Source organism: Ruegeria sp. CH6, assembly GCF_056537005.1.
Window position 1 is genome coordinate 373862 of sequence record NZ_JBQFQS010000003.1, and the last position, 13063, is coordinate 386924.

At 53.7% G+C, this 13063-nt stretch carries 15 protein-coding genes; 10 read left to right on the top strand and 5 right to left on the bottom strand.

The window, feature by feature from the left end:
• Window positions 1-89 precede the first annotated feature (89 nt).
• The 5 genes from ACR0CW_RS10450 to ACR0CW_RS10470 form a co-directional block, all read right to left on the bottom strand.
• Entirely contained in the window at window positions 90-1091 is a 1002-nt protein-coding gene (locus ACR0CW_RS10450; RefSeq protein ID WP_480787720.1) for an autotransporter domain-containing protein, read from the bottom strand.
• A 313-nt stretch (window positions 1092-1404) separates the two neighbouring features.
• Window positions 1405-1734 (bottom strand): hypothetical protein, encoded by a 330-nt coding sequence (locus ACR0CW_RS10455; RefSeq protein WP_480787721.1) that lies wholly within the window; start codon window positions 1732-1734, stop codon window positions 1405-1407.
• Between the two features lie 290 nt (window positions 1735-2024).
• Window positions 2025-2768, bottom strand: a complete 744-nt coding sequence (locus ACR0CW_RS10460; RefSeq protein WP_480787722.1) for a S41 family peptidase — start codon at window positions 2766-2768, stop codon at window positions 2025-2027.
• Between the two features lie 900 nt (window positions 2769-3668).
• The gene (locus ACR0CW_RS10465; RefSeq protein ID WP_256372824.1) at window positions 3669-4325 is read right to left on the bottom strand and encodes a GntR family transcriptional regulator; all 657 of its coding nucleotides are present in this window, start codon (window positions 4323-4325) and stop codon (window positions 3669-3671) included.
• Between the two features lie 51 nt (window positions 4326-4376).
• The gene (locus ACR0CW_RS10470; protein ID WP_480787723.1) at window positions 4377-4763 is read right to left on the bottom strand and encodes a YciI family protein; all 387 of its coding nucleotides are present in this window, start codon (window positions 4761-4763) and stop codon (window positions 4377-4379) included.
• Between the two features lie 83 nt (window positions 4764-4846).
• Here ACR0CW_RS10470 and ACR0CW_RS10475 point away from each other — a divergent pair, with 83 nt between their 5' ends.
• Genes ACR0CW_RS10475 through ACR0CW_RS10520 form a run of 10 tightly spaced genes read left to right on the top strand, consistent with a single transcriptional unit; the run spans window position 4847 to window position 13057 of the window.
• Entirely contained in the window at window positions 4847-5731 is an 885-nt protein-coding gene (locus ACR0CW_RS10475) for a fumarylacetoacetate hydrolase family protein (protein ID WP_480787724.1), read from the top strand.
• Window positions 5728-6393: a malonic semialdehyde reductase gene (locus tag ACR0CW_RS10480; RefSeq protein WP_480787725.1), complete on the top strand. Its 666-nt coding sequence runs from the start codon at window positions 5728-5730 to the stop codon at window positions 6391-6393. Before ACR0CW_RS10475 ends, ACR0CW_RS10480 begins: the two co-directional genes overlap by 4 nt.
• 18 nt (window positions 6394-6411) lie before the next feature.
• Window positions 6412-6867 carry an OsmC family protein gene (locus tag ACR0CW_RS10485; protein ID WP_480787726.1) on the top strand — a complete coding sequence of 152 codons (456 nt, stop codon included), beginning with the start codon at window positions 6412-6414 and terminating at the stop codon, window positions 6865-6867.
• A gap of 33 nt (window positions 6868-6900) precedes the next feature.
• Complete coding sequence (locus ACR0CW_RS10490) at window positions 6901-7974, top strand: C4-dicarboxylate TRAP transporter substrate-binding protein (protein ID WP_480787727.1); 1074 nt, start codon at window positions 6901-6903, stop codon at window positions 7972-7974.
• A gap of 30 nt (window positions 7975-8004) precedes the next feature.
• Window positions 8005-8556, top strand: coding sequence for a TRAP transporter small permease subunit (locus tag ACR0CW_RS10495; RefSeq protein ID WP_480787728.1), 552 nt, complete (start codon window positions 8005-8007; stop codon window positions 8554-8556).
• Window positions 8553-9857: a TRAP transporter large permease gene (locus ACR0CW_RS10500; protein WP_480787729.1), complete on the top strand. Its 1305-nt coding sequence runs from the start codon at window positions 8553-8555 to the stop codon at window positions 9855-9857. Before ACR0CW_RS10495 ends, ACR0CW_RS10500 begins: the two co-directional genes overlap by 4 nt.
• A gap of 10 nt (window positions 9858-9867) precedes the next feature.
• A complete protein-coding gene (locus tag ACR0CW_RS10505) occupies window positions 9868-10734 on the top strand; it encodes a dioxygenase family protein (RefSeq protein WP_480787730.1) in 867 nt (288 codons plus the stop codon).
• Between the two features lie 21 nt (window positions 10735-10755).
• Window positions 10756-11562: an amidohydrolase family protein gene (locus ACR0CW_RS10510; RefSeq protein ID WP_480787731.1), complete on the top strand. Its 807-nt coding sequence runs from the start codon at window positions 10756-10758 to the stop codon at window positions 11560-11562.
• Window positions 11559-11936: a FixH family protein gene (locus ACR0CW_RS10515; RefSeq protein ID WP_480787732.1), complete on the top strand. Its 378-nt coding sequence runs from the start codon at window positions 11559-11561 to the stop codon at window positions 11934-11936. Before ACR0CW_RS10510 ends, ACR0CW_RS10515 begins: the two co-directional genes overlap by 4 nt.
• Window positions 11933-13057, top strand: coding sequence for a cytochrome-c peroxidase (locus ACR0CW_RS10520; protein ID WP_480787733.1), 1125 nt, complete (start codon window positions 11933-11935; stop codon window positions 13055-13057). The genes ACR0CW_RS10515 and ACR0CW_RS10520 overlap by 4 nt, the downstream gene beginning before the upstream one ends.
• The last annotated feature ends 6 nt before the right edge of the window (window positions 13058-13063 follow it).

The following is a 13063-nucleotide window of genomic DNA, read 5'->3' on the forward strand; positions in this document are numbered from 1 at the left end:
ATCTGGCAATCTGCGGCCCGGATTTATTGCGCTGTCACGTCAAGGTTTTGAGAAAAGACATCAAGCTGACGCCTGAACACCATTTCGCTTTAGAACTGGACCTCAAAGCCGATGTTCCAGCCGAAGCTGTAGTCATCCGAGCTGCTCCCCAATCCGCTACCACTGGTGATCTCAGCATAGAGCTGTGCGTGGTCCGACAGAGGAACATTGCTGCCTAAGGTCAGGGCCGCTGTGTCCTGACCGCGCTCGGTGAATACTGTATTTTGCCCAAATACCACCGAAGTCGTGTTGCCGAACGTATGGTAGAAATCAATTTGACCGTAGAGTATTGAGTTGTTTGCAATGGCACGTTCAGCGCGCAGTCCGACCCGGGCTGTTAACGTGTCGCCTTCCACCAGGGATCCGATCCGACCACTCTCGACCCGATCAGGGACATCGTCCATGTCGATATCGCTGTACGTGACCTGCACTTGCGGGATGAGCGTCCATTCGTTCTGCAGCTTGAAGGGCTTACCCACTTCAACAGATATCTCATACCCACTGCCGTCGGCATCCACGGCTGCCCCGCCGTTGGGACGTATCTCGCCGTCGAAATACCCATAGCGAAGCTGCCCTTCGACATAGAACTGACTATCCGCTACCCAAAGCGCGCTAAGGGTTGCATCGTAAGCGTCGGCCGAGATATCGGCGTTGGCAAAGTTGGATCCAACGTCCGATGACAGGCTACCGATGCCAAATTCCAGCCCGCCGAACACCTGTCCGCCTGCGACCTCACCCAAAGGCAAATTCGCACCATAACGCAGGCTGCCGCTGTTCGTCGTCATCTCTCCTGCACCGACATCATAGCTGTCACGTTCACCATTGGTCTCAACCCAGAACGTTGGTCCTGGGGTTGTCGACAACTCAGGCAGCGCCTGGCCGGCGGTGAGGACTTTGGAACCGTTGCTTTGCGTCGCAGTGCGGAACTGCTTGATGCTATTCTCTGATGGACGAATATCCTGTGCAAACCCGCTTAGGCTGTCGCGTGACGGACCGGCCATGGACATTCCGGCGCTCATGACAATGGCGAGTGTCATAGCGGATGTGATCATGACGTTTTTCATCTCTTAGTGCCTTTACGCTAAACCTGTTTGGTAGGCTGTGTGTGCAATCAATCTGGCAATCTGCGGCTCAGATTGATTGCGCTGGCACGTCAAGGCTTTGAGAAAAGGCATCAATCTAGCGCCCGCTCGCATTTTTAGCAGTGGGACGGTCGCTGTCGGATAGATGAGGTTACGCCCCCCTCGAACCAGAATAGGTTGACGTTGACAAGCGCAGCCGAGCCCCGGAGTGAAAGACCGGGGCCCGGAGTTATATAGCGACACGTCGCTTTTTTAGGGCAGATTTGCCTGGGTCAACACTCGGCTACCGGTAGTTCATCCAGATCAGCTGATCAGACAGGTCGGAACCCGTCGTCTTGCCAAAAATCCAAGTGTAATTGCCATTGTCCTCAACCGGAATGACTACAACATAAGGCAGTTCCGAGCTCCAGTTCGCGCCAGACGATGTGGATGATGTAAAGTCTTCATAGTACATATCTGCCTTCTTGTATTTGCTGTTTCTTTTTGCAGCGGTTTTGAGGGCTTCCCCCGTAAAACTGCGTTGGCCGTGGTCACGCAGCGGACCGGCCATGGACATTCCAGCACTCAGAGCAATGGTGAGCGCGGCGACGGATGTAATCAGTGTCTTCTTCATTTCTTGGTCCCCTTCAGTTGAGCGTGGTTGATACGCTGTGTGTGAGACCAATCTGGCAATCTGCGGTTCAGATTTATTGCGCTGACACGTCAAGCTTTTGTGGAAAGATATCAAGCTAACGCTGGTTTGTGACGGCTTCTGAAATAGGCTAGACCTCAGTCAAGCCAACACTGAATTTGCGACAGCATCCCGCAAAACTGAATTGATGGAAGTCGACAGAATACGCACTATTGTCGTTTGTGCCTGCGCAGCATTCGATACACCGACATTATTGTAGATCTTCTTTACACCTAACCATTTATGCCTTTGAGAATTCGTTGATAGAACGCGCCATGTGCATCCTCAACTGCAGGCCTTGCGACCCATTCCCGGTCCAAATTCAGTTCTCCTGCAGGTACGATTTGTCGCGCGATGTCGGGCGGTGTGGTTTCGTCAGACGTTCCATTCTTCCAGTCGTGAAAGGCTGATGAGTATCGAACGACCACTCCACTCATCGGCAAATCGAGCAATCCGCCCTCGGCAAAGAACGTCAACTCGTCGCCCATTTCCTCCCCGATGAGTTTGAGCCTGTTTCCCAAACGATTTTTAAGGATGGCTACAAACACTATCGCTGCGGAAAACGTAAATTTATCGACAAGCACAACAACCTGCTTACTTGCGCTGTGCGAGATTGCATCGATTAAAGGCATGGTCAAAAGAAAATCGCCACCGGTGTTTCCACGAACGTCAATTAATAGGGTTTTGTCCGGGCGGGCGCGCACGCGTTCCACTGCGGCTGAGATGGCTTTGGGCAGCGCGCTTTCGCTCGGATCAAAGAAACTTGGCAATGCTATTGATAGCCCGAGATCTTGCCAGTCCTTAGTCTCCACAAAGGTTTCGGGTTCCCAGGCCGGATCAGCCTTGCCGTGTTCGTTTCTTGGGTAGAGCATCGAGCCGGGGGCAGTATTTCTATTTTCCACTTTCAGATTTGTAATCTGCCCATTTTCGTCCTGCACACGATACTCGGTCGTGCCGCCGTTTGACGAAAAACCCAAACGTTTCAGAGCGTAGGGCCAAGCCAGAAGTATCGGTCCGATAACCCGTTTCCTTTGGCACGTTCCCGCCAGAAATTTCTCCGCAGTAGCTTGGATTTGGCTCACAGCTGCACCATTGACTGCAATCAACTCTCCTCGCGGTGCAGTTATCCCTGGTGCCGCCCCAATAACATGAACTGAACGTCCCACGCTTACGAACCGCAGCGGTAGCACCGAGATCGCATCATTCGGGATCAGCCGTGTGTGTCCATTTTGGGGAAGCGCCAATAGGCGCATCGCGGACATCAGAAAGGCTTCGATAGAGCCCTCCGAAGCGTATCGCCGGGTTTCGCTAATGCAGTTGTCTATCACGGCCCTTTCGATCTGCCGAAAGCTGGGATCGGTTGGCAGGGCAGTTTCTAAAATTAGGTCCAGGTCTTCCGTGAGCGACATGTTTCAAGGTGCGCATAGCCGCTCGTCAATGTCCATATTAGGTTCGTAATCGACGTTCTCTACATGCAGGATCATTGGCGGCTATCTGACGAGGTGAAACGATGGATCATTTGATCTGCAGATTAGGGATGCACTCAATCAAAGAGCGCTTCGCATTACACCCCTTCAGAGATTTTTCAGTTCGCTGCAACGACGACACACACCCAATGGACGTCAAACTGCCAATGAAGGCATCTACGGGTGTTGGGTATTCAAATAGGTAAAAAAACCAGCTTCACCGGGTCGCTCAAGGTCTGGTAACGACCAAGAACTGCGGAAGTGAGCCGGGAGTCGGATATTTCACCTTCGGCCGAAAATAGTGCTTCCCAAAGCTCTTCAATTGGTCGTTTGTCGTCTAGTCTAGGCCTGTGGCTAGGGCGGTCAAACAATTGGTTCAACAGATCGCTCAGAAACCAACTTCGTCGCACATTAAGAATTCATCTGACTACTCAGATACTCACCTGTTCTACGATAGTGATCGATCAAGTGCTGAGTTGCGCTATCTGCGTCGTGATTTAATGCCGCGTCCAGGATTTGCTGGTGTTCGGCGGCGATGTCTCGCTTTTTGTAGCTCGAACCGCCGGCCGCCAGATAGCGGTAGCGAATGTTCAGGTCGTAAAGCTGCGAACAATACCTTAGCAGTAGCGGCAGTTTTGAATTGGCTAACAAGGCCATATGAAAGGCCTTGTGAGCATCTTCAAAATCGTGCGCCTCGTTCTGGCCAGCTTTTTTCATATGGTGGTGACGCAGGACAAGCCGATCTTCCCAGGCCGCATCCGCATTGGCGATGGAGGCGCGCAACGCGGTTTCCTCAAGGTTGCAGCGCAACAGCAGGATTTCTTCGAAATTACACTTGCTGACTGGCGCTGCCCGAAATCCGCGCTGATCAATCCGCTCGACCAACATGTCCGAAGTCAAAAGGCTAAGTGCTTCGCGAACCGGGCTTGCGCCGGTATCCAGTAACCCGCGAAGCTGCTCGATCTTGAGCTTTTGTCCAGGAGGTAGCTCGCCGGTCAGGATCATCTCGCGCAGCCTACGATACGCACCATGAGTGGCTGATGTTTCTTTGCCCTCTGTATCAAGCATGGGATCCATATCCGGCTGTTCCTTTTAACCAGCGCAAACTCTTGGGTGCTCTTAACTGAGGGCACTCGTTCCAGTCGATAGGCCAATTGAAACGTTCAGCGAGCCTTCGTTGATCATCCAACGTCGAAGCACAAAGCTGCGCGCTCCGCTTTTGTGCATGGGGTCGTCCTCGGCCAGCTTTCGGGCGGTTTCAAGATTGTCGGCGCGATAGATGATCAAGCCCATCCCCTGCATATGTTCCCCGGTTTCATCCGACATTGGTCCGGCAAAAGCCAGCTGCCCTGAACGCTCAAGCTGCGCCTGATACGCCAAGTGATCTGGAAGCGAAGCCTTTACATCTTCCGGGGTTTTGGCCGGAGTGCTGTGTGCAACGTAAAGCTCTAAAGCAAGTGCACCACGGTTTTTTGCTTCTGATTTATAGTCTGACCAGGCGACCATCGGCACTCTCCAAAATATCGATATTATTTGACATAATGCAAAATAGTCGGCAAAAATCAAGCGAACTGAGATGGATGGTGAAAATGAAATACCTGGTGGGAGAGACTTCGGAAGGCACAGCGGTTTTTGCTGTTAACAGCGAAAACGCAGTGAATCTAACGGCTTTGGACCCTGCTGTCGGTTCGGATTTGATGGGTTTGATAGCCAAGCCCGAACTGGCCGACTCACTTGCCGGAAAAATTGACGCCGCAGACACTGTGCCCGTGTCTTCCATCACACCGGCCTTGCCCGTTGCCGCTCCTGGAACGATCATTTGCATGGGGTTGAACTACACGGACCACATCAAAGAAGGCGGATACGATATCCCGGAATATCCAACGCTATTCATGCGTGGGAAGAACTCGATCATGGCGGCAGGGCAACCTATGGTGCGGCCTGCCTGTTCCGAGAAGCTCGACTACGAAGCCGAACTTATGCTGATCGTCGGAAAACGCGGTCGCCATATCTCGGAAGATGCTGCGTTGGACTATGTTTTTGGCTACACCGTGTTCAATGACGGGTCACTGCGAGATTATCAGCGCAAAACCGTTCAATGGACGCCCGGCAAGAACTTTGATGACACAGGTGCGATCGGTCCATTCACCGTAACGCCAGACGAACTGCCCGTAGGAGCATCAGGTCTGAAGATCGAAAGCCGTGTGGGTGACGAAATCCTGCAAAGCTCGAACACGGCCAATATGATCTGGGGCGTTCGTCAGGTCATCGCGACGATCTCGGAATATACTACTCTGGAGCCGGGGGATCTTATTGCGCTGGGTACGCCACCCGGTGTCGGACACGCCAAAAAGCCCAATCCCCGATGGTTGAAGCCCGGCGAAACCGTTGAGGTCGAGATTGAAGGCATCGGAATTTGCGCCAGCCCAATCATTGACGAAAAAGACGCCAAGTCCAAGGTGGCCGCAGCATGAGCGCACCAACCGGAGCAGAGCTGGAGGCACTTCGCGCCAAGGCGCAGCAAGATCATCGCGATCTGCGTGAGCGCATTCCACGCTTGTCGGATGACGCGATCGCCTTGATCCTGCGCGAATCCAGATCGCACTATGCGTGGACCAACAAGCCTGTTTCTGACGACATACTTGAAGAGATCTACGACATCACGATCAACGGCGCGACCAGCATGAATACGTTGCCCGCACGCTTCGTTTTCGTGAAAAGTCCTGAAGGGAAAGAGCGGCTTGCAAAGTCTTTAAAGCCGAAGAATGTACCAAAGATGATGGATGCTCCGGTCACGGCGATCATTGCCTATGACATGGACTTCTGGAAGGAACTGCCCTTCCTTTTCCCGCACGAAGATCGCCGACCATTGTTCGAAAACAAACCCGACTACGTGGCAGACACGGCCTTTCGAAATGGCACGCTTCAGGGCGCTTACTTTATGATTGCGGCCCGAGCCGTCGGGTTGGACGTCGGCGCCATGTCAGGCTTTTCAAACAAGATCGTCGATGATGAGTTCTTCGCGGGTACAACGCTCAAGTCGAACTTTTTGTGCAATCTGGGTTACGCAGATGAAACAGGATTGTTTCACAAGCTGCCGCGCTTCCCATTCGAAAAGGTGTGCTCTTATGCTTGAGGAGGTGGTGCTGTGGCCATGAAAGTGAAACCTGTCGTCACTTACCGTACAACAGCTCAGTGCCCGACACATGCGCGGACTGAGATTCCAATTCGCGATCTGGATGTGATTGTCGACGAGCCTGTCGAACGGGGTGGAACAAATCTAGGCCCGTCTCCGACCGAAACCGCAATGGCAGCCCTGATCGCCTGTACAAACGTCATCGGGCACAAGAACGCGCATCGCCTGGGAATTGATCTTGGCACAGTGACGATTGACGCAAAATGCAGGTTGGATCGACGCGGTGTGCTGATGGAGGAAGAGATCGATGTTCCGTTTCCGGAAATCGAACTCACCGTAAATTGTGAGACGCCCGCCAGTCAGGAAGAGCTGACGCGCGTGGGCGAGGAGACAGCCAAGTATTGCGCCATTGCAAAACTGTTCGAAGCGGCAGGCACTGACCTGACCGTCAACTGGGTCAAAACAAACAAATAAAGACAAGAGACCCAACTTTCTGGGAGGAGAGAAATGAAAAACTGGACCAAACGCGGCCTTGTGGCAGCTGCTCTGGCAGGCGTCATAGCGATGCCTCTGGCGGCGGAGGAGACCATTTCCGCAGTCGTGATCGATGGTTACCCAGACCGGGCGTTGTGGGTGAAGGAATTCAGCAACTTTTTCATTCCAGAAGTGGACAAACGGCTGGGCGATTCCGGCAATTATAAAATGAACTGGCAAGAGAACTACGGCGGTTCGATCGTAAAGCCGAAAGGCGTTCTGGAAGGGATCCAGCTTGGCCTTGGTGATATAGGTATCGTCACAACCATCTTCCATTCCTCGAAACTGCCCAGTCAGGGCATTTCGGGTTCGACACCCTTCGTGGCGTCGGATTCCCGCGCTGTGGCCAAGGCCGTGGATGAAATTGCACGCGAGTATCCTGCGATGCAGAATGAGTTTGCGGCTCAAAACCAAGTTTACCTTGCCACGGGCGTTGTGCTCGACACCTATCAAATTTTCTGCACGGAACCTGTTTCTTCGATTGCCGATCTTGAGGGCCGCAAAATCGCGGGAGCAGGTCTGAACTTGCGTTACCTTGAAGGTATAAAGGATGCGGCAGGCGTGCGCGGAGGCCTGACCGATTTTTATAATATGCTTCAAACCGGCCTCGTCGATTGCGGCATGCTTTGGCCCGAAGCCGCGAAAACGTTCAAGATTGCGGAAGTGGCGCCTTATATGCTCAAGGCTGATCTGGGTGCTGTGAATTCCAAAACCATTACAGTCAATGCCGACTATTGGGCAACCTTGCCGGATGAGGTCAAAGACGTGTTGAAGGCCGTCGCTATTGACTACCGTGACCACGTCGCTGGCATCGCGATGGACCGCGCCGCTGCTTCGCGGGATGCTTACGTTGAAGCGGGAGGAACAATCGTTGAAGTTTCGGACGAAGACCGTGCCGCTTGGGCAAACGCCATGCCGAATGTCGCGCAGGAATGGGCCGCGACGCTGAACGATAACGGCGAGCAGGGCACAGAGATGCTGGCCGCTTATCTTGGCAAGCTTCAGGATGCCGGGTTCACCGGCGTGCGTGACTGGACGGCTGAATAACTGTCCGGCGATCCACGAAAGGGGCCTTTCATGCTGAAGACCGCAGTTGCTGGCCTGTCGCGGGTCGCCAATTCGCTTGCAATTGCTGCCAACGCTTTGGGTACGCTCGTTGTCCTTGCGTTGGTGGTCATTCTGAATGTCGACGTCATTGCGCGTGGACTGTTTTCGGCCCCTCTGCGTGGGACCTACGAAATGGTCCAGTTTTCAGTCGTGATGATCGTGTTCTTGCAGTTGGCCGACGTGGTCAGAGTTGATCGACTAACGCGTTCAGACGGGTTCCTGAATCTGCTGCATCATCGCCGCCCAGGTCTGACAGCCAGCCTGCGGCGCATCATCAACGCCATATCGGCAATCTTTATGGCTTTGATTGCTTATGTAACCTTCCCAGAATTTCTTCATATGTGGGAGACACAGGACTACTTCGGAGTGCCCGGTCTTTTCACGCTGCCATGGTGGCCGGTCAAACTGGTCATCGCGTGCGGTACTGCGCTTGCCTGCGTGATCTTCCTGCTCAAGGTCGTCACGGCGCAGGACCGCCCGCAACTTATTCGCACCCCAGAGTATGACGAGGCCGCAGAATGACGCCGATTGAGATTGGTCTGATCTCGGTTGTTGCAATCGTCTTCCTGATCTACGCAGGTGTTTACATTCCGATTGCTCTGGGCGTGGTCTCGTTCGTGTCGATCTGGCTGATGCGGGACAACTTCACACTTGCGCTCAACCTTTTGAAGGTGGCGGTCGGCGACAGCGCGATGGAATACAGTTTCGCGACGATCCCGCTGTTTACCTTTATGGGGCTGATCGTCTCAAAGGCCGGGTTAGGCAGGGACATCTACGAAGTCATGACCATGCGGTTTCGCAAGGTCAAAGGCGGTATCGGGATGGCAACCGTCGGAGCCAACGCCGTCTTTGCCGCTGTGACCGGGTCGTCAATTGCGTCCGCATCTGTGTTTGCCAAGGTCTCGGTCCCGCAAATGATGGCGCAGGCATATAATCCACGTTTTGCGGTTGGGGTTGTGGCCGGGTCGTCGGTTTTGGGGATGATTATTCCACCCTCGGCGATGCTGATCATCTATTCCTTTGTCGCCGAACAGTCCGTAGGGGACATGTTCCTTGCGGGGGTTATTCCGGGGATCATGCTGGCAATAGCCTATGTAGGCGCGATTTGGGTCATGGGTCGTTTCACACCGGCATTCGTCGGCGGCCGCGTCGTCGCGGACACCGAATGGATGTCAGGGCGCGAGATCGCATCTAAAACCCTGCCGACATTGTTCATAATCACCATCGTTTTGGGTGGGATCTACACGGGCTGGCTTACCGCAGTCGAGGCGGGAGCAGCCGGGGCACTGGTCGCGTTGATCATCGCAGTCATACGCAAGTCCATGACGCCCAAGGCGTTCTGGGACGCGTTGCTGGAAACCGGGCATATTACAGCGGCGATCCTGTTCCTGATCACGGCGGCTTCAATCTACAGCCGCATGCTGGGACTGGCGGGGTTGCCCAATCAACTGCAGGATCTGCTTGCGGGGAATTCCGCGTCTTTCTGGTCGATCATGCTGCTCTATGTTCTGTTGATGCTGTTTCTGGGAACATTGCTCGACACGGCGTCGATCATTCTGATTGTCGTACCGCTGTTCCTGCCCATGGCCGAGGCGCTGGACATGTCGCTGATCTGGTTTGGGATCATCACCGTGGTCGGAGCCGAAATTGGACTTTTGACCCCGCCGCTAGGCATATCCTGCTTCGTCATCAAATCGACAATTAACGATGACCGGATATCGCTCAAGGACGTTTTCATGGGCGCACTTCCCTTTGCGTTTGTGATGCTGATCGTCCTGTTCATTCTGATCGAGTTCCCGATCCTCAGCCTTGCCCTGATTTAAGGAGGCCAAGATGCGCTCTGTCACTAAAGACAATATCACCGACGTGTTCATGGGGTACTTGTCCAAGGACACCGATCCGCGGATGCGTGAAATCATGAGCTCCCTGGTTAAACACCTCCACGACTTCGCGCGGGAAACCAACCTGACGCATGACGAGTGGCGCGCCGGGATTGCGTTTCTGGAGGGATGTGCCGCCGTGGAATCCGAGGACAGGCATGAGTTCGTGTTGGCCTCGGACGTGTTGGGCCTGTCCTCATTGGTGGACATGCTACATTCCAGTCCGGAAGCAACAAGTTCATCTGTACTTGGACCTTTTCACGTATCCGGCGCGCCCGCACTGCCATTCGGTGGGGATATGAAGCGCCATTATGGTGGGTCGGTGTTACTCGCCGAAGGCGTAATCCGAGACGTTGAAGGCAATCCCATTGCCGGAGCAGAGCTCGACATCTGGCAAACTGCGCCAAATGGAATGTATGCAAGTCAGGATGAAGAGCAGGATACCTATTCTTTTCACGGCCTTATGACTACCGGTGACGACGGTAAGTATGCATTCACTACCGTCAAGCCAGTTGAATACACGGTACCGTCAGATGGGCCTGTCGGGGACATCCTGCGCGCCTGCGGCCGCCATCCCTGGCGACCGTCACACCTGCACTACATCGTCAAGGCTCCGGGGTACCGATCTCTGGTGACCGAGATTTTCCCCGACGATGATCCTTATCTGGATCAGGATACGGTGTTTGGTGTTCGGGATGATCTGGTGATGACCTATGTTGAACAGCCGGCGTCGGAGTTCCCTGATGGCATGGAACTTTCTGGTAAGATCACTGAACCTTTCTTGCACGTGAAGTTCGATGTGAAGCTTGCCAGAGGTTGAACGATATTGAGGAGGCTTGAGGTGCTGAAACATATCTTCATTTTAGGTGCCGTGCTGTTTTGCAGTACTGCCATCGCAGACGAGCGACCGATCTTCGACGCGCATATTCACTACAGCCACGACGCCGTCAAACTGGTTCCTCCTGAACAGGTGGCCAAAATCCTTCGGGATGCGGGCGTGCGTAAAGCATTGGTTTCCAGCTCGGACGACGATGGCACTCAACTGTTGTTGGCCGCAGCGCCCGATATCGTTGTTCCGGCACTGCGCCCTTATCGTCGTCGCGGTGAAATCAACACCTGGATGCACGATGAAACTGTAATCGACTATCTGGAAGCAAATCTGTCCAAGAACGAATACCAAGCCATCGGTGAATTCCACGCCTATGGAGACGACATCAAAACGCCGGTTATCCAACGCATGATCGCACTTGCAAAGGAGAAGAACCTAATCCTGCACCACCACGGTGATCGCGAGGCCGTCGACTTGATTTTCGAAACTTGGCCAGAAGCTCGGGTACTGTGGGCCCATTCTGGCTTTGACGACCCAGCCAGTGTTGTCGATGCTCTAGATACCTATCCCAGGCTTTGGGCCGATCTGGCATTTCGTTCAGACATGGTCTCACGAGGCAATATCGACCCGAATTGGAAAGCTGCGTTCGAAGCCCATCCTGATCGGTTCATGGTCGGAACGGATACGTTCGCACCGGAACGTTGGTATTACGTAGGCCCTCATGCCGATTTTTCGCGCGGATGGTTGGATTTGCTTCCGGACCAGATCGCAGACAACATTGCATATGCCAATGCAGAACGTTTGCTGGCATCAGAATGATCCGCTGGGTTGCCTGGTTGCTGGCATCATCTGCCGCGGCTGTTGCTTGTGAAGCGACAGGGCAGCGCTTGAATTCGGAAAATCAAGATGCGCCCGAAGTGCATATGGTGGTGGACGAAATTCCCTTGGCCCAACCGTTTTCGCTTCAAATTTCAATCTGCGATGACATTGCTGTCGAAACGGTTCGTGTCGATGCAACCATGCCTGCTCACCAACACGGGATGAACTACGTCTCTAAGGTCACAGAGTTAGGCGACGGGTTGTTCCGTGTCGATGACATGTTGTTTCACATGCCGGGTTTATGGGAGCTGCAAGTTGATGTTGGCTTCGGCGGGGAACCGGTATCGTACACGTCCGAAGTTGAGTTGAAATGAAGGTGTTGCTGACAGCTGCGCTAATAGTCCTGACGGGTTCAGTGCACGCAGAAGTCCTGTTGACTGAAGACGAAATTCAACAAACGCTGTCCTTCGGGCCATGGCCACCATCCGTCTCCTCGGATCCAAGCAACAGGGTTTCAAACGATGTCAGAGCGATCGCGCTCGGAGAGGCATTGTTCAATGATCCGGTGTTGTCCGTCGACGGAGCATTTGCCTGCGCGAGCTGTCACGATCCTGGGCAGGCATTTACCACGTCCGAGGCCCGGGCGCTTGGTCGTGTCCTGTTAGATAGGAATTCACCATCTCTGCGGAACCTTGCCGGTCTCCGCTGGTATGGATGGGGCGGCAAGAGCGACAATCTTTGGGCAGCCAGTTTGCATCCGATCATCGAAGAACAAGAGATGGCGCACAGTAAAGAGAGTTTAAAATCGGCCATTTCTGAGAGTGCCAATATTGATGGTTTTGAGGCCATTTTCGGTAATATTCAGAACCAAGAGCCAGAACTTGTGCTGGTCAATACTGCCAAAACCATATCGGCCTATCTGGAGACATTAACTACCGACCGGACCCGATTTGACGACTTTCGTGATGCCCTGGAACAACGTAATCTGGCGGCAGCGTCGAACTATCCCGAAGCCGCCCAGCGAGGTTTACAGCTCTTTCTAGGGCGCGGGAATTGTGTGTTTTGCCATAACGGCCCAAGATTTTCCAACAACGAGTTCCACGACGTCGGCGTGCCCTATTTTTTGAACGAAACCGAAGTCGACGAAGGGAGGTTTGGTGGGCTGAACTTTTTATTATCCAGCCCGTACGCCTTGGACGGCGTATGGAGCGATGATCCAGATAAGCAAGGCGCGTGGGCGGTTCGCAGCGTGCGCAGAAGCCATTCTGATTTTGGAACCTTTCGTACGCCCAGCCTGCGTGGAGTGGCCGAAACTGCGCCTTACATGCATGACGGCAGTCTGGTCGATTTGGATGCCGTCATCAGGCACTACAGCGAGATCGATACGGAAAGGTTGCACGCTGATGGTGAAGCCGTACTTGCCGAACTTAATTTGTCTGAGCAGGAGATTGTAGACTTAGTTGCATTTCTTAGAACACTGTCGAGCTCGCCTTAGCACCAG